We start from the raw sequence: 20,733 nt of genomic DNA on the forward strand, positions 1-20,733 counted from the left end.
CTTAAGCCTGGCTGATGAACTTGTGCGTGAGGTAGTACTCGATGCCCTCGGTGCCGCCTTCCGAGCCGTGGCCGCTTTCCTTCATGCCGCCGAACGGCAGTTCGGTCGACACGATGCGGTACTGGTTGATGCCGATCATCCCGGCTTCGAGACCGTCCGCGACATCAATGGCCGTGCGCGCGCTGCGCGTGAACGCATAGGCGGAGAGCCCGTACGGCAACCGGTTCGCTTCGGCGAGCCCGTCGGCGAGAGCATCGAAGCGCATCAGCACCGCGATCGGGCCGAACGGTTCTTCATGCATCACGCGCGCGTCCTTCGGTACGTCGGCGAGGACCGTGGGTTCGAAGAAATATCCTTCGCCCTCGATGCGCTTTCCGCCGGCGAGGACCCTTGCGCCACGTTCCACCGCATCGGCGATGAGTTCTTCCATCTTGGCAAGCTGGCGCGGATTGGCCAGCGGCCCGACCTGCGTGCCGGCATCCATGCCATTCCCGACCTTGAGGGCCTGGGTGGCGCGCACGAAGTGCCCGACGAACGCGTCGTAGACTTCGCGCTGGATCAGGAAGCGCGTCGACGAGATGCAGACCTGGCCCGTACCGCGAAAGCGGTTCGCCGCACCGTCGACCGCGGCCTTCTCGACATCCGCGTCGTTGAATACGAGGACGGGCCCGTGGCCGCCCAGCTCCAGCGTGATGGGTTTGACGCCTTCGGCGGCACGCGCCGACAGCAGGCGGCCGATCGGTACCGAGCCCGTGAACGTCACCTTCCGGATGACCGGGGAAGCGATCAGATGCTTCGACACCTGGTCGGGCACGCCGAATACGACTTGAAGCACGCCCTTCGGCAAACCGGCGTCGTCCAGTGCACGTGCCAGCGCGAGCGCCGTTGCGGGGCTTTCCTCGCCGGGTTTGATGATGACGCTGCATCCGGCGGCGAGTGCGGCGGAGAGCTTGCGCGCCGGGGTGATCGCGGGAAAATTCCATGGCGTGAATGCAGCGACGGGCCCGATCGCCTGTTTTTTCACGAGCTGTTGCACGCCCGGGCGGTTGGATGGCACCACGCGGCCGTCGATACGGCGAGCCTCTTCGGCGAACCATTCGAAATAGTCGGCGGCACGCAGGACTTCGTCGCGGCTTTCTGCCAGTGGTTTGCCTTCCTCGAGCGTCATGACGGTAGCGATGTGCTCGGCGCGCTCGCGCATCAGTTCCGCCGCACGCTTCAGAATGCGCGCGCGTTCGGCAGGCACGGTGTTGCGCCAGACGTCAAAAGCCGGTGCGGTGGCCTGCAGGGCGCGATCCAGATCGGCTGCCGTCGCCAGCGGGACGCGCCCGATCTCGATTTGCGTGGCGGGGTTGATCACCGGCGCCGTTTCGCGTTCGCTCGCACCGATCCATTCGCCGTTGATGAAAAGATGAAGCGCGTCGTAACTGATGTCCATGGTATTAGCCTCTATGGTTAGGATTGCGATTCGATGTGTGTTCGCCACGAGCCGGACAGGGGAACCTGCGCCACGCCGTGTCTGGACGATTCGCCGTAGCGGGCCGAGCTCGGGTTCGATACTTCCGCGTTCTGATTGCCTGACTTCGGGACCCAGTCTAGGCGTGAAGCGGGCGGCAACTTAGAGGGGCCGGAAAGAATGAATCTTGTCTCGGGAGGGAAAATCCCGCACCAGTATGAAAGCGCATTGAAAGGATGCGCGAAAACGACAGGGGATTGCGCGCTGACTGCACGAAGCAGGCGCGGGCCCTATGATCAACAGGCTCGCGCGGGCCGAAACGCAGCGATTCGGCGATCAATTCAAAACCAGGGTGCGTAATGGACAAGGTTCACACCATGTCGGTGTTTGCGAAGGTGGTCGAGATGGGCAGTTTCACGGCTGTCGCAAACCACCTCGATACGACGGTCGGCAACATTTCCCGAGCGGTCTCGGTACTCGAGGACAATCTCAACACGCGGTTGCTGCAGCGCTCGACGCGACGGCTCGTCGTCACCGATGCGGGGCGACGTTTTTACGAGCGCAGCGTTGCGATCCTCTCGGACATCGAACGGGCAGAAGCGGAAGCGCGCGATGCGCTGCTGGAGCCGCGCGGCGTGTTGCGCGTGCATGCGGTGCCGGGATTAGGCCGTCAACTCGTTTCGCAAGCCGTGCTTGCCTATCGGAACGCATACCCGGAGGTATCGGTCGATCTCATGCTGTCGCAGCGGATGCCGAACCTGCTCGAAGAGCAACTCGACGTGGCGATCGTGATTGCGCGCACGCTGCCGGACTCGGCGTATGTGAGCCAGAAGATCGGCGTCAGCCATTGCATTCTGGCGGCGTCGCCCGATTATCTGGCGCATCGTCCGGCTCCCGCGTGCGTGGAAGACCTCGTCGACCACACATGTGTGCTCCTGAGCACGGTCGATTACGCGCCCGACGAATGGCGTCTGCAAAGCAGGGCCGGCGAGGCGGTGTATCGTCCGGCGGGATCGCACTTCAGCGTCAACGACATGGATGCGATGTCCACGGTACTGCGCGAGGGCGCGGGGATCGGGCTGATCGCCGCCTTCTCGGCAATCGACGATTTGCGTAAAGGATCGCTCGTTCGCGTGCTGCCTGAATTCCACACCGCCCAGCGCAACGTCTATGCGGTGTATTCGTCCCGTCAGTTCGTCGACGCGAAGATCAAACGGTTCATCGATGTCCTTAAGTTGCGGGTAGGCGACCGGTTGGAGGCGTATGCGGAGGAACTCGCCATCACGGTCGTATGACCCGCCTCACGGCCGGCATGGTCGGGCAGGTCGAGCGATGACCGACCGGGAACGCGTTTCCGGCGCCGAGCGCTCGGCGGTGGTCCATTGACTGCAACTAACGGTCAAGTCGTCCGGCGTTGACGGACGGTGTGGCGACGCCATCGCCGCACCGCTCAATGCGGACTGTCTTCAGCCCGCAGTGCCCGCAAGAGTTCCCCGGCGGCCTTGCCGAGCCCCGTATGTTTCGGCCGCCGCAAATACACAGGCAGCGGCAGCCCGTTGCGAATGTTCGCGAACACGAGCGGTGCGAGTTCGCCGTTCGCCACATACCGGTCGATGATCGATTCCGGCAAGTTCGCCCAGCCATGACCGGCCTTCACGAGCGCGATCGCGGTCGCCATGTCGGTCACCTTCCACGTGCGGTTGCCGATAAGCGGCCGCACGTCGGTGAGCGGCCGCTCCGGATCGGCGATCACGATCTGCCGAAACCCCGACAAGCGCTCGATCGCCTCCGGATGCGCGGCTTCGGCAATCGCCGGATGGCCGGGCGCGGCGACCGCGATCAGCGTCTCGGTCCACAGCGCGTGAATCTGTTCCTGCGGATGAAGATCGAGCCCGCCGTACGCGACGCAAAGATCGACGGCCCCGCGATGCAGCGCGTCGACGATCGCATCCTGCGGTGCGGTGACGACGCTGACCGCGAGCGCCGGATATTTCGCGGCGACGGCGGCCAGCGCGCGCGCAATCGGCGCACCGTCGATTTCGGCCGCGAGCCCGAGTCGCAGCGTGTCCTCGACACCCTCCGACAAGTGCTGCGCATGCGCACGCAGCGCATGCAGCCGTTCGGCGATCGCGCGCGCGTCGGGCAGCAGCGCGGCCATCGCGGCGGTCGGTGTCGGCTCGCGTGTGCCGCGGTCGAACAGCACGAGGTCGAGTTCGGCCTCGAGGTTCGCGATCGCCATGCTGATCGCCGACGGCGTGCGGCCGAGCGCACGCGCGGCCGCCGAGAACGAGCCTTCGTCGATGACGGTCAGCAGCATGTCGATGTGATCGCTGGTCAGCATGGTCGGCCGCCTCCTGTCAGAAAAATTGAAAGGACCTGACTTTTGCGGACGAAGTGTCCGCTGTAGTCTCGCCACCTTGTTCGAAACGAAGGTGGTCGGTCATGCAAGGATGGAAGAGACGCATAGTCTACGTCGTGATGTTCGAGGTGCTCGGCATCCTCGTCGCGTCGTCGGTGCTCGGCATGCTGAGCGGCGCGAGCGCGGCGACGAGCGGCCTGCTCGGCGTGATGATCTCGACGACGGGCGTCGCCGTCAATTTTCTGTACAACCTTGGGTTCGAGGCGTGGGAGCGGCGGCGCACCGAAACGACGCGCACCGTCGGGCGACGTGTCGTGCATGCGATCGGGTTTCAGGTCGCGCTCGTGACGTTCCTGATTCCGTTGATCGCGTGGTGGCTCGACGTGTCGTTATGGCAGGCGTTCCTGTACGACGCGGTGCTGATCGTGTTCTTCCCGATCTTCACGTTCACGTACAACTGGGCGTTCGACAGCGTGTTCGGGTTGCCGGATGCGGTGACGCGCAAGGCGGCATCGGCTGCGTGATGCAGGGGGATGCGAAACGATGCGGATTGCCCGCGCCGTTTCGCTTCCGCAAGAGAGGGGAAGGCCGGGCGGCGCGCATGCCGCCCGCTCGCGTTACGCGGCGACGAACTCGTGCACGTAACGGTTGAACACGGCGGGGCTTGCCGCGTTCATCCCGTGCGATGCGCCGGCGACGGTCTGCCGTTGCGCATTGCCGATCCACTGCGTCAGCGTATCGACGTTGTTGCGGAACATCTTCGGGCTGCGCTGGCCGTCGATCAGCAGCGTGCGGCATGCGATGTCGCCGGCCGCGTGCTGCGAGTACGCGGGCAGCGGGTCGCGCAACTGCTTCGGCAGCGTGCTTGCGTTGTCGATCGCCATCGTGCGGAAACGCGACGTGCTTTTCTTCCACGCGCCGGGCAGGCTCACGGAATCGACGAACATCTCGAGGCCCGCTTCGACGTCGCCTTGCCCGATCAGGCTCACGGCCTTCGTGCGCAGCGCGATCGCGGCGGCCGGCAGCGCGGCTTCGCGCACGCCCGGCTGTTGCAGCGGGCCGCCCGGATCGGCGAGCGTCAGCGATTCGACGAGTTGCGGATGCTGGCGCGCGACGTTGAACGCGATGCTGCCGCCGCGCGAGTGGCCGACCAGATGCACGGGGCCGAGATCGAGCGCGTCGATGAACTCGGCGAGCTCGTCGACGTGGTTCTGCCAGCTGAACTCGTCCTGGATGCCCGCTTCGACGGCCGGCCAGTAATGGCTGAGGCTCGGCGCGATGCAGCGGTAGTGGGCCGACAGCGACGCGAGCTGCGGATCCCAGTAGCGGTAGTCGCACAGCGAGCCGTGCACGAACACCATCGGCGCGCCGCTGCCCCGCTCGACATACGGCAGGCTGATGCCTGACGAAAGCGTCGCAAATTGCAGGTCGGGGTTCGCGAGCACGGACGGCTCGATTCGCATGTTCATGACTGAAAGACTCAAAGGTGCGTCAACACGACGCAACTATGCATCACGGCAACCTGCAAGGAAAACGCATAATTTTCATCGTGACGATCAATTTTTTTGATGGCTCGGCCGCAAACCCTTGTCGGAAGGGGATGGGTGCCGATGCTTTCAATCGTCTAACGATTGTCCGTGAAGCCGGACAGGCCCGGAAAGGCGCGTGCGACGGCCTGCGCACCCGTGCACCGCAACCAGGAAAACGGGGAATCGGGAAGGACGCGCGCCGCGAACGCGGCCCGCGTTTCAGCGCACCGCCAGCGCGGGCGCGGTCTGAAGCTCGACGGGGAGGTCGTTGTCGGCCGCGAACTGCATCGCGAAGTCGAAGGCGTCCGCGCATACGGTGCGCAATTCGTCAGACACGAACAGGCATTTGACGCCGCCGTCGACCACCGGCATCGCGAGCCGCGACAGCGCGCACGGATAGCCGGGCCGCCGCTCGCCGACGAACAGCGTGATGACGCCCGCGAGGCGCTCGGGCCAGTCGCTCGGGCGGAAGGTTTTCTGCGCGCGCGTGACGCCGCGGATCAGGTGGCCGGCGACGCGGCCGTGTTCGGTGATGTCGATGCGATCCATGCTGTCGTGCGTGTCCTCGTTCGCGTCATTCGCCGCCATCGGCCGCCGCGTCGCCGCGCGCGGGAATCCGCAGGTTGCGCAGCTTGTGATAGAGCGTCTTCTTCGGCATGCCGAGCGCTTCGCTGGCCTCCGCGACGTTGCCGTTGTGACGCTGCAGCATGTCCTCGATCAGCATCCGCTCGAAATACGCGAGCTGCTCCGCGAGCGTGCCGCCCGCGGCCGGCGTGCCGCCGGACGACAGCAGGCTGTCGCCGGTCAGCCCGAGCACGAAGCGGTCGGCCACGTTCTGCAGCTCGCGCACGTTGCCGGGCCATGCGTGCGTCATCAGTTCGGATACCTGCGCGGCCGTGACGACCGGCGCCGGCTGCCCGAAGCGCCGTGCGGCCGCGAGCACGAAATGCTCGAACAGCAGCGGCACGTCTTCGCGCCGCTCGCGCAGCGGCGGCAGCTCGATCTGCGCGACGTTGAGGCGATACAAAAGGTCGGCGCGGAAGCGGCCGTCGGCCGCCAATTCGGCAAGATCGGCCTTCGACGCGGCGACCACGCGGCAGTCCACCGGAATCAGCTCGTTCGCGCCGAGCCGCTCGACCACGCGCTCCTGAAGCACGCGCAGCATCTTGACCTGCAGCGGAACCGGCATCGTCTCGATCTCGTCGAGGAACAGCGTGCCGCCGTCCGCCCATTCGATCTTGCCGATGCGCTTCTTGATCGCACCCGTGAACGCGCCGGCCTCGTGGCCGAACAGTTCGCTTTCGAAGACCTGCTCGGGCAGGCCGCCGCAGTTCAGCGCGACGAAATGCGCGTCGCGCCGGCCGCCGAAGTCGTGCAGGCTGCGCGCGATCAGTTCCTTGCCGGTGCCCGTTTCGCCGGTGATCAGCACCGACACCGACGTATCGGCGAGGCGCAGGATCTTCTTGCGCACGTCGGCCATCGCAGGCGACTTGCCGAGCACGAACGCCTCGATGCCCTGCCAGTTGTTCAGCGCCGCACGCAGGCCCTGCACCTCGAGCGTCAGGCGGCGCTTCTCGACCGCGCGCGCGACGCGCCCCGCGATCACGTCCGACGAGAACGGCTTCTCGATGAAGTCGTACGCGCCGACCTGCATCGCGCCGACGGCCGTCGAGATATCGGCGTGGCCGCTGATCAGCACGACCGGGATCTGCGCGTCGATGGCCATCACGCGATCGAGCAGCTGCAGCCCGTCGATGCCCGGCATCCGCACGTCCGACACGATCACGACCGGCGCGCCGGGCGCGACGTGATGAAGCGCGTCGGCGGCCGACGCGAAGGCATCGACCGCGAAGCCGGCGAGCGCCACCGCCTGCTCGACGCCGATCCGGACGTTTTCATCGTCCTCGATGACCAGCACCCGAATCTCATCTTCCATGCTCTGTCCTTTGCAGCGTTGCCGCCGCGAATTCGATACTGAACTGCGCGCCGCCTTCGTCGCGGTTCGTCGCGGCGATCTTCGCGCCGAACGCCTCGACGATGCGCGACGTGATCGCGAGGCCGAGCCCGAGGCCCTGGCCGCGCGGCTTGGTCGTGACGAACGGCTCGAACAGGTGCGGCAGCACCTCGGGCGCGATGCCCGCGCCGCTGTCGGCGACCGTGACGCGCACACGGCCGGCTTCGTCCGGCCCGGTGGCCTCGATGACGATGCGGCGCACGGGCGCGTCGCGCACCGCGTCGAGCGCGTTGCCGAGCAGGTTCACGATCACCTGCTGCAACTGGCTCGATTCGGCCGACACGGCGGTGCCGGGCGCGATGTGCACGTCGAGTTGCACGCCTTCGTCGCGGATCCGCGCATCGTAGATGAGCCGCGCATGTGCGACGGCCTCGTTCAGCGAGACCGCGACGCGCTCGACGTCGGGCTTGCGCGCGAAGGTCTTCAGCTCGCCGGTGAGCACGGCCATGCTGTCGACGAGCTTGCCGATCCGTTCGAGATTGGCGAGCGCCGGCGCCGGCTGGCCGCGCTCGAAGAACGTGCGTGCGTTGTCGCACAGCGTGCGGATCGCGACGAGCGGCTGGTTCAGCTCGTGCGTGAGACCGGCGGCCATCTGCCCGAGCACCGCGAGCTTGCCCGCATGCACGACTTCCTGCTGCGACGCGCGCAGCCGCTGCTCGGTGCGCTCGCGCTCGACGATCTCGCGCTGCATCCGTTCGTTCGCGGCCGTCAGCGCGGCCGTGCGCTGCGCGACGGTCAGCTCGAGCCGGTCGTTCGCGCGTCGCAGCGCGTCCTGCGCGTTCAGCCGCGCGACGATCGCGCGGCGGCGCTGGATCGCGTAACCGGCCAGCAGCGCGGCGATCAGGAACGCGCCGGTGACGAACACGAAGGCCGTCTGCTGCTGGCGCCGCGCCCCCGCGATGTCGAGCAGCACCATCAGCGAATCGCCGGCCTGCGGCGCGGGGCGCGACATCACGAGATAGCGTGTGGTGCGGCCGGCGTGGCGCGGATCGGGAAAGGTGCCGAACCATGCGGCCGCGCTGCGGTCGCCGATGCGGCGGTACGGCAGCGCGTCGACCGTGCGGCCCGCGTACTGTCGCGACGCCTGGATGTCGCGCTGCTGCTGCGCGGTGATCGGGCGCAGCGCGGTGAATTTCCACGCGGGTTCGGTCGAGATCACGACCACGCCGTTGCCGTCGACGACCATCGCGGCGACGCCCGGCGCGCGCCACGCCGATTCGAGCGGGTCGACGCTGATCTTCACGGCGGCGACGCCGATCGGCACGCCGTCGTCGCGCACCGCGCTCGCGAAGTAGACGCCCGGCACGCCGGTATTGGTGCCGATGCCGAAGAAGCGGCCGCTGCCGCGCGCGAGCGCGTCCTTGAAATACGGCCGGTACGACACGTTGGTGCCGACGAAGCTGAGCGTTTCGTTCCAGTTGCTGGCGGCGATCACGTCGCCCTGCAGGTCGATCACGTCGACCGCGCCGCTGCCCGCGTCGCGGTTCACGGCTTCGAGGTACGTGTCGACCGTGTGCACGAGCTCGGGGGCATCGTGCGGCGCGGCTTTCAGCATCGCGCGCACGCGGTCCTGCCGCGCGACCAGGCCGGGCAGGATCTCGAAGCGGCCGAGCTCGCTCTTCAGGCTCGATGCATACAGGTCGAGCCGGTGCGCGCCGGTTTCCTCGAGCGCGTCGATCGCGCGTTCCCACGCGAAATCGACGGCCGCGGCCGCCACGCACACGTACAGCACGCCGGCCGATGCCCAGCCCCACCACGGGATTCCCTTGAAGCTCTTCTGCACGTTCGCCCTCATCGAAGCCCGCAACCGGCCGCCCGGAGCGACGCCCCGAACGACGCGCGCCGCGCGCCGGCAAGGCCGGCGGCGGCGCGTGCGAAGCGGCCTGCGCGACGGAGCGCGCGGCGGCGCGTCATCCGAAGTGTGCGATCAGGATCAGCGTGACCGTGACGACGATCGCGCCGCCGATGCGGGTCGCGATCTGCGCGAACGGCATCAGCTGCATCCGGTTCGCGGCCGTGAGGATCGCGACGTCGCCGGTGCCGCCTTGCCCGCTGTGGCAGGCGTTCACGATTGCGGTGTCGATAGGGTACATCTTCATCAGGCGGCCGACCACGAAACCGGTGCCCATCAGCGTCGCGACGGTCGACACGATCGTGACCACGTTGACGATCGTGAACGCGGCGGTCAGCTTGTCCCACGGCGTCATCGCGACGCCGATCGCGAACAGCAGCGGGTACGTGACGGCAGTCGAGAAGAACTTGTAGACGACGAACGCGCCTTCCTGCAGCGGCGGCGACACCGCGCGCGCGAGCTTCACGAGCACCGCGAGGAACAGCATCGCGACCGGCGCGGGCAGGCCGAACAGCTTGTGCGCCATCAGGCCGACCAGGTACAGCGTGATCGCCGTGATGCCGGCGCCCGCGATGTGCGAGACGTCGACGTGGCCGCGGATTTCCTCGTTCTCGGGCGTCATGTCGCCCGATTCGCCAACCTGCAGGCGGCCGTTGCCGGTCAGGTGCGGGAAGCGCTTGCCGAGCATGTCGAGCGCGCCCGACAGGATGATCGCGGTCAGGCTGCCGAGCATCACCGGCGGCAGCACCATCGCGAACATCTCGCCTTGCGGCAGGTGCATCAGTTCCGAATAGCCGATCGACAGCGGAATCGCGCCTTCGCCGACGCCGCCCGCCATGATCGGCACGACGATGTACAGCAGCGTGTGGCGCGCGCCGAGGCCGAGCGCGGTACCCACCGCCGTGCCGACGATCGCGGCCGCGACCGAGCCGGCCGCGAGCGGAATGAAGATCTTCACGAAGCCCTGGATCAGCACGCGCCGGTCCATGCTCAGGATGCTGCCGACGATGATCGACGCGATGAACAGGTACAGGAAGTTGGTCGACTTCGTGAACTCGACCGTCAGGTTCAGCACCGGCTTCGGCAGCACGTGGTAGTACGTGAGCGCCGACGGTACGAAGGTCGCGAAGATCGCGGCGGCGCCGATGTTGCGCAGGAGCGGCAGGCGCTTGCCCAGTTCCGCGCAGGTGAAGCCGAAGAACGCGAGCACCGCGATCGCCATCGAGATCTCGCCGGGCACCTTGCCGGTGACCGAGAAGCCGACGATCAGCGCAAGCAGGATGAAATAGACGGGCAGCGGGATGATGCCGATGCGGATTTCCATCAGCTTCCACCAGCCTTCCGGCCAGAAGCGCTCGCGCGGGGCGGCGACGGCGTTGGAAACCGGCTCCGGATGGGACGGGGTATGGATAGAGGTCTGCAAGACGTGTCTCCTGATGTTGGAATGCCTGCATCGCTTCGCGGCATCGTGTGCCGTCTATTACGCAACCCCCATGCCAGAAATGCAGCCTGCCGGAATATTTTTAATCCATTGATTCATAAGGGATTTGTTTCGTCTGCGGAAATGACGGCCCGGCCGGCTGGCCGAGATTTCGGAATTCGCCCGGCGTCCAGGCCGAGATTTCGGCCGGGCGCCCGGTCGGGCCGCCGATCCTGCGTGGCCGCCGCCCATATCGCCGCGCGCGATTTTCTTCGCACAATCGCTTCGTAGACCGTCCCGGCTCCGCTCTCTATCATCGGCTGATCCTTTTCCGACGTGCTTGACCCTTGTCCGGAGAACGCCCGCGCGTTCGCCGCGGCGTCGCTCATCCGTCGATACCGTCTTTGGACAGGAGAGTGGTTCCCATGCTGCATGCCGTTTTTTCCGCCCGTCTTTCCGCCGGCCGCGTCGCGCGCCTGCTGGCCGCCGCCCTGCTCGGCGTCGCGCTGCTCAATGGTGCGCGGGCCGACACCGCGCCGCTGAAGGTCGGCATTTCGACGAGCCCGCAGATCGAGGCGCTGAAGGTTGCCGCCAAGGAGGCGAAGGCGCAGGGGCTCGACGTGCGGATCGTCGAATTCACCGACTGGAATACGCCGAACGCGGCGCTCGCGAACAAGGACATCGACGTCAACTACTTCCAGCACATCCCGTTCCTCGAGAACGCGAACAAGCAGGGCGGCTACAACTTCGTGTCGATCGCGCCCGGCACGATCATGAAGATCGGCCTCTATTCGAAGAAGGTGAAAAGCTTCAGCGAGCTGAAGGACGGCGCGAAGGTCGCGATCGCGAACGATCCGGTGAACGGCGGGCGCGGGTTGCTGCTGCTGCAGCGCGCGGGGCTCATCAAGCTGAAGCCGGGCGCCGACTACCGCGCGACGACGCACGACATCGTGTCGAACCCGAAGCACCTGAAGATCATCCCGCTCGAGGCGTCGCAACTCGCGCGTTCGCTCGACGACGTCGATCTCGCGCAGGGCTACCCGAGCTTCATCAAGCTCGCCGGCACGACCGACCCGAACAGCGCGCTGCTGTTCGACGGCACCGAGAACAAGATCTTCGCGATCCAGTGGGTCGTGCGGCCGGACAGCGTGAACGATCCGCGCATCCGCAAGTTCATCGCGATCTACCAGCAGTCGCCGGCCGTGCGCCGTGCGCTCGACAACGCGTTCGGCTCGCTGTACGCGATCGCGTGGTGACGGAGGCACGCACATGACGACGGCGAACCGCAAGAAGATCCTGCTCAACGCGTTCAACATGAACTGCGTCGGGCACATCAACCATGGGCTGTGGACGCATCCGCGCGACCGCTCCGCGCACTACACCGATCTCGACTACTGGGCCGACCTCGCGAAAACGCTCGAACGCGGCAAGTTCGACGGGATCTTCCTCGCGGACATCGTCGGCGTGTACGACGTGTTCGGCGGCGGCCCCGATGCCGCGCTGCGCGAATCGGTGCAGGTGCCCGTCAACGATCCGCTGCTGCTGGTGCCCGCGATGGCGCAGGTCACGTGGCATCTCGGCTTCGGCGTGACCGCGAACCTGACCTACGAGCCGCCTTACCTGTTCGCGCGCCGCATGTCGACGCTCGATCACCTGACCAAAGGGCGCGTGGGCTGGAACATCGTCACCGGTTATCTCGACAGTGCCGCACGCGGGATGGGCCTCGCGCAGCAGATCGGCCACGACGACCGCTACGAGCGCGCGGACGACTACATGGACGTCGTCTACAAGCTGTGGGAGCAGAGCTGGGACGACGACGCGGTGATCCGCGATGCGCAGGCGCGCGTGTTCGCGCAGCCGGGCAAGGTGCGGCGCGTGAAGCACGACGGGCCGTTCTATTCGATCGATGCGATCCACCTGAGCGAGCCGTCGCTGCAGCGCACGCCGGTGCTGTACCAGGCCGGTTCGTCCGCGCGCGGCGTCGAGTTCGCGGGCCGTCACGCCGAATGCGTGTTCGTGAACGGGCAGAGCAAGGCCGCAGCGCGTGCGGCGGCGCTCGACATCCGTGCGGCTGCCGCGCGGCAGGGGCGCGATCCGGCGTCGATCAGGATCTTTGCCGGCGTGAGCGTCGTGACGGCCGAGACCGAACTTCTCGCGCGCGAGAAGTTCGACGAATACCGGCGCTACGCGAGCCCGGAAGCCGGCCTCGCGCATTTCGCGAGCTCGACCGGCATCGACTTCGCGAAGTACGGCCTCGACGAACCGATCTCGTACGTGAAGACCGACTCGATCCAGTCGGCCGTCGACGCGATCTCGCGCAAGAGCACGACCGGCACGTGGACCGTGCGGCGGATGCTCGAACAGATGTCGCTCGGCGGCCGGTATGCGCCGATCGTCGGCTCGCCGTCGCAGGTCGCGGACGAACTGCAGTCGTGGATCGACGAGACGGGCATCGACGGTTTCAACCTCACGCGCACCGTGATGCCCGAGTCGTTCGAGGATTTCGTCGACTGGGTCGTGCCCGAGCTGCAGAACCGCGGCGTCTACAAGGAAGACTACGATCCCGCGCCGACGCTGCGCGAGAAGCTGTTCGGCGCGGGCCCGCGCCTGCCCGCGTGGCACACGGGCGCGCAGCACCGGCCGGCTGCCGTGCCGGCATCCGAACCCGCGCATCCCGCGCATGCCTGAACGTGACGGAGCGAAGCGATGACGCAATTGTTCGATACGCTGGGTTTCGTCGATGCATCGGCCGCGCGTGCCGGCACCGTTGCCCCGCATGACGCGGCGGCCGCGGCGGCCGCCGGTGGCGCAGCCGTGTCGCTGGAGCAGGTCGGCAAGGTGTTCGCGACGCCGCGCGGCCAGGCCGCCGCGCTGCGCGACGTGACGCTCGACGTGCGGCGCGGTGAGGTGTTCGGGATCATCGGCCGCAGCGGCGCGGGGAAGTCGACGCTGCTGCGGCTCGTGAACGGGCTCGAGCGGCCGAGTTCGGGCCGCGTGCGCGTGCAGGGCGTCGACGTCGGCGCGCTCGACGAGGACGGGCTCGTCGCGCTGCGGCGTCGCACCGGCATGGTGTTCCAGCATTTCAACCTGCTGTCCGCGAAGACGGTGTTCGAGAACGTCGCGCTGCCGCTGAAGATCGCCGGCGTGCCGAAGGCCGAGCGCGTGCGCAAGGTCGAGGCGCTGCTCGAACTCGTCGGGCTCGCCGCGAAACGCGACGCGTATCCGGCCAGCCTGTCGGGCGGGCAGAAGCAGCGCGTCGGCATTGCCCGCGCGCTCGTGCACGATCCCGAGGTCCTGCTGTGCGACGAGGCGACCTCGGCGCTCGATCCCGAGACGACGCAGTCGATCCTCGCGCTGCTCGCCGACATCAACCGTCGCCTCGGGCTGACGATCGTGCTGATCACGCACGAGATGGAAGTGATCCGCGCGGTGTGCGACACGGTCGCGGTGATCGAACAAGGCGAAGTCGTCGAAACGGGCCCCGTGTGGCGCGTGTTCGGCGATCCGCGCCACGGCGCGACGCGCGCGCTGCTCAGCACGCTCGTGCACGACCTGCCGGCCGAACTGGCCGCGCGCGTGCAGCCGCTGCCCGAGCAGGCCGCGCTGCCCGACGGTGCGCAGGTCGTGCTCGACGTCCGTTATACGGGCGAGAGCGGCGGCGAGCCGGATGTCGGCGCACTCGCGGCGGCGCTCGGCGGCTCGGTGCGTTTCCTGCATGGCGGGATCGAGCGCATCCAGGGGCATGCGCAAGGGCGGCTCGTGATCGCGGCGGCGCCGCGCGCGGACGACGCCGGCCAGCCGGCGGCCCGCGGTGGTGCGGTGGCGGCGCTGCTCGAACGCGCGCGCCGCCACGCGAATCACGCGGAGGTGCTCGGCTATGTTTGACCTCTGGTGGCCCGAACTGCTCGACGCGATCCGCGACACGCTGTCGATGGTCGCCGCGTCGGCCGCGGTCGCGGCGCTGCTCGGCGTCCCGCTCGCAGTGATCCTCGTGACGACGGCGCCCGGCGGCATCTACGAGCGGCGCGGCGTGAACGCGGTGCTCGGCGCGCTCGTCAACGTGTTCCGCTCGACGCCGTTCATCATCCTGCTCGTCGCGCTGCTGCCGTTCACGCGCGTGCTGATCGGCACGACGATCGGCGTGTGGGCGGCCGTCGTGCCGCTGTCGATCGCCGCGATCCCGTTTTTCGCGCGGATCGCCGAGGTGAGCCTGCGCGAAGTCGATCGCGGGCTGATCGAGGCCGCGCTCGCGATGGGCGCGAAGCGCCGTCACATCGTCTGGCACGTGCTGCTGCCCGAGGCGCTGCCCGGCATGCTCGGCGGCTTCACGATCACCGTCGTCGCGCTGATCGGCTCGACCGCGATGGCGGGTGCCGTCGGCGCGGGCGGGCTCGGCGATCTCGCGATCCGCTACGGCTATCAGCGTTTCGACACGACCGTCATGGCGACCGTGATCGTGATCCTGATCGCACTCGTTTCGGCCGTGCAAATCACGGGCGACCGCCTGGTCCGACGCGTGACCCGGCGTACCTGAGCGGCGCCACAAGCGCCGGCTCTTTTCATTGAAGACCCTGAGAGAACGATACCCATGACCTTACCCATCGGCGCGCCGCGCGAATGGAACGGACAATTCGAGGAAGCGCTGTTCCTGGACGTCGCGCGACGCCATCGTCCCGGCTTCCCGGACAAACTGGCGACACCGCCGCGCGAGCCGCGCGGCGAAGACGAACTGGCCGCCGTCGCCGACTACTACACGAAGATGGCGTCGCACGACCTGTTCATCGTGCAGGTCGTCGCGAAGGCGATCGACACGCTGTTCCGCGACGACCCGCATTTCCAGCTGATCCTGTCGCGCCAGCTTGGCGACGACGGCGCGCACGCGGTGATCGGCCGTGAGCGCGTGACCGAACTGACGGGGCGCGATCCGCTGCCGGAAATCGACCGGCTCGTCGCCGCGCACTGGGCGCGCATCGGCGACATCGCGGTGCGCGACGTCGCGGGCTTTCTCGCGTTCGAGTGGCATTACGAGCTGCACATCCTCGCGAAGCTGTGGATCCAGCGCAAGACCGGCCGTATCGGCGACAGCGCGATGCGCGAGCATGGCGAGAACCGGATCCGGCCGGACGAGGAGTGGCATCGCGTGCAGATCGTCCAGTGGTGGTTCGACACGTTGAAGGCGCTGCCGGCGGCCGAACGCGACGCGCTGATCGAGCGCGTGATCGCGGCCGACGAGGAAACGCAGGCGCGGCTCGACGGTTACCTGCACGACGAATACGCGCACACCGCGCACGTGTTCGGCGCGGATATCGCCGAATACCGCGCGATCTACGACGACTGGCGGCGCGAGATCCTCGCGCGGTTGACCGGCAGGCGCGAACTCGGGAAACTCGTGCCGTTGTCGGAAGCTGTCTCGACCCAGGAACAGGAAGCCGTCGCATGAACGATCCCCGCGGCCCGGCGACGCTCGCCGCTGCAACGGATGTGTCAGCCGTCGATCCGGACGCACTGGCGCGCGTCATCGAAACGCTGCGCGAAACCGCCGCCGCGCGCGATCGCGCGGGCGGCCACGCCGCGCAGGAAAAGCAGTGGCTCGCCGACGCGGGCCTGCTGACGCTCGCGGTGCCGCGCGAATTCGGCGGGCAGGAAGCCGGGTGGCCGGCGATCTACGACACGATCCGGCGGATCGCGCGCGTCGACAGCGCGCTCGCGCATCTGGTCGGGTTCCAGATCCTGCAGGTGGTGAGCGTCGACGTGTGGGGCAGCGCGGCACAGCGCGAACGCTATCTGCGCGGCACGGTCGAGCATCGCTGGTGGTGGGGCAATGCGGTCAACCCGCTCGACACGCGGCTGGCGGCGACCGCGACGCCGGACGGCGGCTACCGGCTCGACGGCGTGAAGGGCTTCTGTTCGGGCACGCGCGGCTCGCAGCGCATGACGGTGTCCGCGCACGATCCGCAAGCGGGCCGCACCGTGTTCGGCGTGGTGCCGACCGATCGCGCGGGGATCACGGTCAACGAAGACTGGGACCCGATCGGCCAGCGCCAGACCGACAGCGGCAGCGTGAGCTTCGACGGCGTGACGCTCGCGCCGGACGAGGTGCTGCACCGCTCCGAGGCGCCGCCGACACCGCGCGCGACGCTGCGCACGCTCGTGTCGCAGCTCGTGCTGACGAACCTGTTCGTCGGGCTCGCGGAAGGTGCGCTGGCGGAAGCGCGCGACTACGTGCTGAAGCATGGCCGCCCATGGATACAGTCGGAGGTCGCGCAGGCGAGCGACGATCCGTACACGCTGCAGCGCTTCGGCGACATGCGCGTGCGGGCGATCGCCGCGGCGGCGCTGGCCGATCGCGCGGCGGCCGCGTTGCAGCGCGCGTGGGCGCGGCAGGATGCGCTGACGGCGGACGAGCGCGCCGAGGTGGCGCTCGCGGTATCGGAGGCGAAGATCGTCGCGCAGCGCGCGGCGCTCGACAACGGCGAGGCGCTGTTCGACGCATGCGGCGCGCGCGCCACGGCCGCGTCGCTCGGCCTCGACCGCTTCTGGCGCAACGCGCGCACGCATACGCTGCACGATCCGCTCGACTATCGGCTGCGTGATGTCGGCCGGTTCGCGTTGACCGGGGAATTGCCGCCGGCGTCGCTCTATACGTGACGGATTGACGCCGGAGCGGGCGCGGCCTGCTCCGGACAACACCCGACCGGCGCGCTGGACGTTCAAAATGATATGTTATATCGTTGCGATACAATATATCATTCGTTCCTCAACGTCCTCTTCCGGAATCGCCCGATGAGCACCGCCCTCCCTCCGTCCACGCGGCTTCCCGTGACCGTCCTGTCCGGCTTTCTCGGCGCCGGCAAGACGACGCTGCTCAACCACATCCTGAACAATCGCGAGGGCCGGCGCGTCGCGGTGATCGTCAACGACATGTCCGAGGTCAACATCGACGCCGCGCTCGTCCGCGACGGCGGCGCAGGGCTGTCGCGCACCGACGAGAAGCTGGTCGAGATGAGCAACGGCTGCATCTGCTGCACGCTGCGCGAGGATCTGCTGATCGAGGTCGACCGGCTCGCGCGCGAAGGGCGCTTCGACCAGCTCGTGATCGAATCGACCGGCATCTCGGAGCCGCTGCCGGTGGCCGAGACGTTCACGTTCGAAGGCGAGGACGGCCGCAGCCTCGGTGAAGTCGCGCGGCTCGACACGATGGTGACCGTGGTCGATGCGTTCAATTTCCTGCGCGACTACGCGTCGCGCGACAGCCTGCAGTCGCGCGGCGAATCGATGGGCGACGAGGATGCGCGCACGGTGGTCGATCTGCTGATCGACCAGATCGAGTTCTGCGACGTGATCGTGATCAACAAGATCGACCTGATCGACGACAGCGCACGCGAGCAGCTGGTCGCGCTGCTGCGCGGGCTGAATCCGCGGGCAAGGATCGAGATCGCCGAATTCGGCAAGGTGCCGCTCGAGCGTGTGCTCGACACGGGCCTGTTCGATTTCGACGCAGCATCGCGCGCGCCGGGCTGGCTGCAGGAGCTGCGCGGCACGCACACGCCGGAAACCGACGCATACGGCATCCGCAGTTTCGTCTACCGCGCGCGGCGGCCGTTCCATCCGCAGCGTTTCTTCGCGCTCGTCGAAAGCGAATGGCCGGGCGTCGTCCGCTCGAAGGGGTTCTACTGGCTGGCCACCCATCCGACCGTCGCCGGTTCGTGGTCGCAGGCCGGCGCGGTCGCGCGGCACGGGCCGGCCGGCCACTGGTGGGCGGCCGTGCCGCCCGAGCGCTGGCCGCAGGACGCGGAAGCCGTCGCGCAGATCCGCGCCCGCTGGGACGAGCGCGTCGGCGACGCGCGGCAGGAACTCGTGCTGATCGGCATGGACATGGACGAGCCCGCGCTGCGCGCGCGCTTCGACGCGTGTCTGCTGACCGACGCCGAGATGGCCACCGGCCCCGAACACTGGACCACGTGGGACAACCCGTTTCGCGACTGGCCCTGACCTGAACGCGCTTCCTGCATCGATCCGGATGGAGAAGGCGCTCCACCGGATCCCGAGCATGAATGCCCCCCTTCCCGATATCTCCCTGACCGATGCCGCGCCGGGCCGCCGCCCGCTCGAATGGGTCGGCATGCAGGGCATCGACCTGCCCGTTGCAGTGGCCGAGCCCGGCTGCCGGCGCGACGTGCATGCGCGCGCCGACGTGCAGGTCGACCTTCCCGCACCGCACGTGAAGGGCATCCACATGTCGCGGCTGTACAGGCTGCTCGACGGGCTCGGCGATGGCGCCGCGCTGTCGCCGGCCGGCCTTCGGCCGGTGCTGCAGGCGATGGTCGACAGCCATCGCGACTGCGACACGCGCCGTGCGCGGCTACGGCTGCACTTCAACCTGCTGGCGCGCCGCGTCGCGCTGGTGACCGACGGGCTTGCCGGGTGGAAGGCCTATCCGGTCCGGATCGACGCGACGCTGACCGACGTCGGGTTCGAGCTGCGCGCGCAGGTGACGGTCGTCTATTCGTCGACGTGCCCGTGCTCGGCCGCGCTGTCGCGGCACTGGGTCGAACAGGCGTTCCTGGCGGCGTTCGGCCGCGACGATCGCGTGGAACCGGCAGCGGTCGCCGCGTGGCTGAAACGGCATGCGACGGCGGCCACGCCGCACAGCCAGCGTAGCGAAGCCGTCGTCAGCGTGGGGCTGCCGGCCGATGGCGCGACGCTCGGGCTGATCGACCTGATCGATCGCATCGAGCACGCGCTCGGCACGCCGGTGCAGACGGCCGTCAAGCGCGCGGACGAGCAGGCGTTCGCGGTGCTGAACGGCGGCAACCTGATGTTCGTCGAGGATGCCGCGCGCCGGGTCCAGGCCGCGCTGGACGGCCGCCATGCGCACCCGCGCGTGCACGTGCGCCATCTGGAAAGCCTGCACCCGCACGACGCGGTGGCCTGGGCCGCGCCGGTTCGCGAAGGCGCCGACGCATGCTGATCCGCAAGCTGTTCCGGTTCGAGAACGCACACGTGGTGCGCGGCTGCAGCACGCGGCGCTGTTCGCATTCGATCCACGGCCATTCGTATCGCGTCGAGCTGCTGCTCGAGGCGCATGCGCTGGACCACGGGCAGATGATCTACGACTTCGGGCTGCTCAAGGGCGACGTGCGCGACCTGATCGACGCGTTCGACCACGCGGTGACGCTGTGGTCGGATGACGATCCCTGCTATGTCGAGAGCATGCGCCGGCATTCCGAGCGCTGGGTGCTGCTGCCGGTGTCGCCGAGCGCCGAGCAGTTCTCGCGCGTGTTCTTTCGCCTCGTCGATGCGGCGCTGTCCTGCACGCGCATGTCGAACGGCGAAGCCGGCGTGCGGCTGCATTCGATCATCGTTCACGAGACCGAGACCGGTTACGCGCAGTGTTTTCGCGACGATGCGTTCAACCCGCGCATGGGCCGCATCGATCTGGACGACATCGTGTTCGCGCCGGCCATCGCCGGACAGTGGCGCGACCCGGGCCTGTTCGAGCGGATCAAGCGCGGCCGTTCGATGTCAAGGCAGGAATCCCGATGATCAGAAAGAACCCGCGCGGCGACCTGCCGCAGATACACCCGAGTGCATTCGTCGATCCGACCGCCATTCTGTGCGGGCTCGTGATCGTCGAGGAGAACGTGTTCATCGGCCCGTACGCGGTGATCCGCGCCGACGAAACGGATGGCGACGGCCGGATCGCGCCGATCGTGATCGGTGCGCATTCGAACATCCAGGACGGCGTGGTGATCCATTCGAAGTCGGGCGCGAGCGTCACCATCGGCCAGCACACGTCGATCGCGCATCGCGCGATCGTCCACGGGCCGTGCAAGGTCGGCAACGGCGTATTCGTCGGCTTCAACAGCGTGCTGTTCAACTGCACCATCGACGACGGCTGTGTGGTGCGCTACAACGCGGTCGTCGACGGCTGCCACCTGCCGCCGGGCTTCTACGTGCGTTCGACCGAGCGCATCGGGCCGGAAACCGATCTCGCCGTCTTGCCGCAGGTGACGGCCGACGCGAGCGACTTCTCCGAGGACGTCGCGCGCACGAACAATGCGCTGGTGCTGGGCTACAAGCACATCCAGAACGAGTTCTGA

General features: G+C 67.8%; 19 protein-coding genes. 12 read left to right on the top strand and 7 right to left on the bottom strand.

All coding sequences use genetic code 11. The annotated features are described in order from the left end of the window. Position 1: 1 nt before the first annotated feature. Positions 2–1,438 (bottom strand): NAD-dependent succinate-semialdehyde dehydrogenase, encoded by a 1,437-nt coding sequence (locus ACTJLD_RS17850; protein WP_059695390.1) that lies wholly within the window; start codon positions 1,436–1,438, stop codon positions 2–4. Positions 1,439–1,815: 377 nt separating this feature from the next. Between ACTJLD_RS17850 and ACTJLD_RS17855 the strand changes: the two genes are divergently transcribed. Continuing rightward, the gene (locus tag ACTJLD_RS17855) at positions 1,816–2,751 is read left to right on the top strand and encodes a LysR family transcriptional regulator (RefSeq protein WP_226181856.1); all 936 of its coding nucleotides are present in this window, start codon (positions 1,816–1,818) and stop codon (positions 2,749–2,751) included. Between the two features lie 155 nt (positions 2,752–2,906). On the opposite strand, the gene ACTJLD_RS17860 is transcribed toward ACTJLD_RS17855, so the two are convergent. Further along, positions 2,907–3,797 carry a LysR family transcriptional regulator gene (locus ACTJLD_RS17860; RefSeq protein ID WP_272544911.1) on the bottom strand — a complete coding sequence of 297 codons (891 nt, stop codon included), beginning with the start codon at positions 3,795–3,797 and terminating at the stop codon, positions 2,907–2,909. Between the two features lie 101 nt (positions 3,798–3,898). On the opposite strand from ACTJLD_RS17860, the gene ACTJLD_RS17865 reads away from it, so the two are divergent. Next, positions 3,899–4,339: a PACE efflux transporter gene (locus ACTJLD_RS17865; protein ID WP_322037455.1), complete on the top strand. Its 441-nt coding sequence runs from the start codon at positions 3,899–3,901 to the stop codon at positions 4,337–4,339. Positions 4,340–4,432: 93 nt separating this feature from the next. Here ACTJLD_RS17865 and ACTJLD_RS17870 read toward each other — a convergent pair whose 3' ends face one another. From ACTJLD_RS17870 to ACTJLD_RS17890, 5 genes are all read right to left on the bottom strand, one after another. Next, complete coding sequence (locus tag ACTJLD_RS17870) at positions 4,433–5,284, bottom strand: alpha/beta fold hydrolase (protein ID WP_059695382.1); 852 nt, start codon at positions 5,282–5,284, stop codon at positions 4,433–4,435. A 279-nt stretch (positions 5,285–5,563) separates the two neighbouring features. Continuing rightward, positions 5,564–5,893, bottom strand: coding sequence for a DUF3579 domain-containing protein (locus ACTJLD_RS17875; RefSeq protein ID WP_060194183.1), 330 nt, complete (start codon positions 5,891–5,893; stop codon positions 5,564–5,566). Positions 5,894–5,918: 25 nt separating this feature from the next. Further along, on the bottom strand, positions 5,919–7,280 hold the full coding sequence (locus ACTJLD_RS17880; RefSeq protein ID WP_321843368.1) for a sigma-54-dependent transcriptional regulator: 1,362 nt from the start codon (positions 7,278–7,280) through the stop codon (positions 5,919–5,921). After that, positions 7,270–9,153, bottom strand: coding sequence for a sensor histidine kinase (locus tag ACTJLD_RS17885; RefSeq protein ID WP_027790481.1), 1,884 nt, complete (start codon positions 9,151–9,153; stop codon positions 7,270–7,272). Before ACTJLD_RS17885 ends, ACTJLD_RS17880 begins: the two co-directional genes overlap by 11 nt. 115 nt (positions 9,154–9,268) lie before the next feature. Beyond that, entirely contained in the window at positions 9,269–10,633 is a 1,365-nt protein-coding gene (locus tag ACTJLD_RS17890; protein ID WP_021156390.1) for a 2-hydroxycarboxylate transporter family protein, read from the bottom strand. Between the two features lie 422 nt (positions 10,634–11,055). Between ACTJLD_RS17890 and ACTJLD_RS17895 the strand changes: the two genes are divergently transcribed. The 10 genes from ACTJLD_RS17895 to ACTJLD_RS17940 all read left to right on the top strand — a co-directional run bounded on the left by ACTJLD_RS17895 (position 11,056) and on the right by ACTJLD_RS17940 (position 20,733). Further along, positions 11,056–11,886, top strand: coding sequence for a MetQ/NlpA family ABC transporter substrate-binding protein (locus ACTJLD_RS17895; RefSeq protein WP_021156388.1), 831 nt, complete (start codon positions 11,056–11,058; stop codon positions 11,884–11,886). Positions 11,887–11,899: 13 nt separating this feature from the next. After that, positions 11,900–13,318 carry an LLM class flavin-dependent oxidoreductase gene (locus ACTJLD_RS17900; protein WP_440659381.1) on the top strand — a complete coding sequence of 473 codons (1,419 nt, stop codon included), beginning with the start codon at positions 11,900–11,902 and terminating at the stop codon, positions 13,316–13,318. A gap of 18 nt (positions 13,319–13,336) precedes the next feature. Further along, a complete protein-coding gene (locus ACTJLD_RS17905; protein ID WP_060083760.1) occupies positions 13,337–14,515 on the top strand; it encodes a methionine ABC transporter ATP-binding protein in 1,179 nt (392 codons plus the stop codon). Then, the gene (locus ACTJLD_RS17910; protein ID WP_060083759.1) at positions 14,508–15,164 is read left to right on the top strand and encodes a methionine ABC transporter permease; all 657 of its coding nucleotides are present in this window, start codon (positions 14,508–14,510) and stop codon (positions 15,162–15,164) included. Before ACTJLD_RS17905 ends, ACTJLD_RS17910 begins: the two co-directional genes overlap by 8 nt. Before the next feature lie 54 nt (positions 15,165–15,218). Continuing rightward, positions 15,219–16,070, top strand: coding sequence for a hypothetical protein (locus tag ACTJLD_RS17915; RefSeq protein WP_124838824.1), 852 nt, complete (start codon positions 15,219–15,221; stop codon positions 16,068–16,070). Next, positions 16,067–17,278 (top strand): acyl-CoA dehydrogenase family protein, encoded by a 1,212-nt coding sequence (locus ACTJLD_RS17920; protein ID WP_060083758.1) that lies wholly within the window; start codon positions 16,067–16,069, stop codon positions 17,276–17,278. Before ACTJLD_RS17915 ends, ACTJLD_RS17920 begins: the two co-directional genes overlap by 4 nt. A 135-nt stretch (positions 17,279–17,413) precedes the next feature. Continuing rightward, positions 17,414–18,622 (top strand): zinc metallochaperone GTPase ZigA, encoded by a 1,209-nt coding sequence (zigA, locus tag ACTJLD_RS17925; protein WP_333995096.1) that lies wholly within the window; start codon positions 17,414–17,416, stop codon positions 18,620–18,622. 58 nt (positions 18,623–18,680) lie between these two features. After that, on the top strand, positions 18,681–19,601 hold the full coding sequence (gene folE2, locus ACTJLD_RS17930) for a GTP cyclohydrolase FolE2 (protein WP_440659382.1): 921 nt from the start codon (positions 18,681–18,683) through the stop codon (positions 19,599–19,601). Next, on the top strand, positions 19,595–20,176 hold the full coding sequence (locus tag ACTJLD_RS17935) for a 6-pyruvoyl trahydropterin synthase family protein (protein WP_027790491.1): 582 nt from the start codon (positions 19,595–19,597) through the stop codon (positions 20,174–20,176). Before folE2 ends, ACTJLD_RS17935 begins: the two co-directional genes overlap by 7 nt. After that, positions 20,173–20,733, top strand: coding sequence for a gamma carbonic anhydrase family protein (locus tag ACTJLD_RS17940; protein ID WP_124673069.1), 561 nt, complete (start codon positions 20,173–20,175; stop codon positions 20,731–20,733). The genes ACTJLD_RS17935 and ACTJLD_RS17940 overlap by 4 nt, the downstream gene beginning before the upstream one ends.

The organism is Burkholderia sp. 22088 (genome assembly GCF_052045915.1).
Classification (GTDB): domain Bacteria; phylum Pseudomonadota; class Gammaproteobacteria; order Burkholderiales; family Burkholderiaceae; genus Burkholderia; species Burkholderia cepacia.

What these genes read in the sequence shown, in the direction of transcription:
- ACTJLD_RS17850 (WP_059695390.1), bottom strand. Translation starts at nt 1,438, where the DNA reads ATGGACATCAGTTACGACGCGCTTCATCTTTTCATCAACGGCGAATGG.
- ACTJLD_RS17855 (WP_226181856.1), top strand. Translation starts at nt 1,816, where the DNA reads ATGGACAAGGTTCACACCATGTCGGTGTTTGCGAAGGTGGTCGAGATG.
- ACTJLD_RS17860 (WP_272544911.1), bottom strand. Translation starts at nt 3,797, where the DNA reads ATGCTGACCAGCGATCACATCGACATGCTGCTGACCGTCATCGACGAA.
- ACTJLD_RS17865 (WP_322037455.1), top strand. Translation starts at nt 3,899, where the DNA reads ATGCAAGGATGGAAGAGACGCATAGTCTACGTCGTGATGTTCGAGGTG.
- ACTJLD_RS17870 (WP_059695382.1), bottom strand. Translation starts at nt 5,284, where the DNA reads ATGAACATGCGAATCGAGCCGTCCGTGCTCGCGAACCCCGACCTGCAA.
- ACTJLD_RS17875 (WP_060194183.1), bottom strand. Translation starts at nt 5,893, where the DNA reads ATGGATCGCATCGACATCACCGAACACGGCCGCGTCGCCGGCCACCTG.
- ACTJLD_RS17880 (WP_321843368.1), bottom strand. Translation starts at nt 7,280, where the DNA reads ATGGAAGATGAGATTCGGGTGCTGGTCATCGAGGACGATGAAAACGTC.
- ACTJLD_RS17885 (WP_027790481.1), bottom strand. Translation starts at nt 9,153, where the DNA reads ATGAGGGCGAACGTGCAGAAGAGCTTCAAGGGAATCCCGTGGTGGGGC.
- ACTJLD_RS17895 (WP_021156388.1), top strand. Translation starts at nt 11,056, where the DNA reads ATGCTGCATGCCGTTTTTTCCGCCCGTCTTTCCGCCGGCCGCGTCGCG.
- ACTJLD_RS17900 (WP_440659381.1), top strand. Translation starts at nt 11,900, where the DNA reads ATGACGACGGCGAACCGCAAGAAGATCCTGCTCAACGCGTTCAACATG.
- ACTJLD_RS17905 (WP_060083760.1), top strand. Translation starts at nt 13,337, where the DNA reads ATGACGCAATTGTTCGATACGCTGGGTTTCGTCGATGCATCGGCCGCG.
- ACTJLD_RS17910 (WP_060083759.1), top strand. Translation starts at nt 14,508, where the DNA reads ATGTTTGACCTCTGGTGGCCCGAACTGCTCGACGCGATCCGCGACACG.
- ACTJLD_RS17915 (WP_124838824.1), top strand. Translation starts at nt 15,219, where the DNA reads ATGACCTTACCCATCGGCGCGCCGCGCGAATGGAACGGACAATTCGAG.
- ACTJLD_RS17920 (WP_060083758.1), top strand. Translation starts at nt 16,067, where the DNA reads ATGAACGATCCCCGCGGCCCGGCGACGCTCGCCGCTGCAACGGATGTG.
- zigA (WP_333995096.1), top strand. Translation starts at nt 17,414, where the DNA reads ATGAGCACCGCCCTCCCTCCGTCCACGCGGCTTCCCGTGACCGTCCTG.
- folE2 (WP_440659382.1), top strand. Translation starts at nt 18,681, where the DNA reads ATGAATGCCCCCCTTCCCGATATCTCCCTGACCGATGCCGCGCCGGGC.
- ACTJLD_RS17935 (WP_027790491.1), top strand. Translation starts at nt 19,595, where the DNA reads ATGCTGATCCGCAAGCTGTTCCGGTTCGAGAACGCACACGTGGTGCGC.
- ACTJLD_RS17940 (WP_124673069.1), top strand. Translation starts at nt 20,173, where the DNA reads ATGATCAGAAAGAACCCGCGCGGCGACCTGCCGCAGATACACCCGAGT.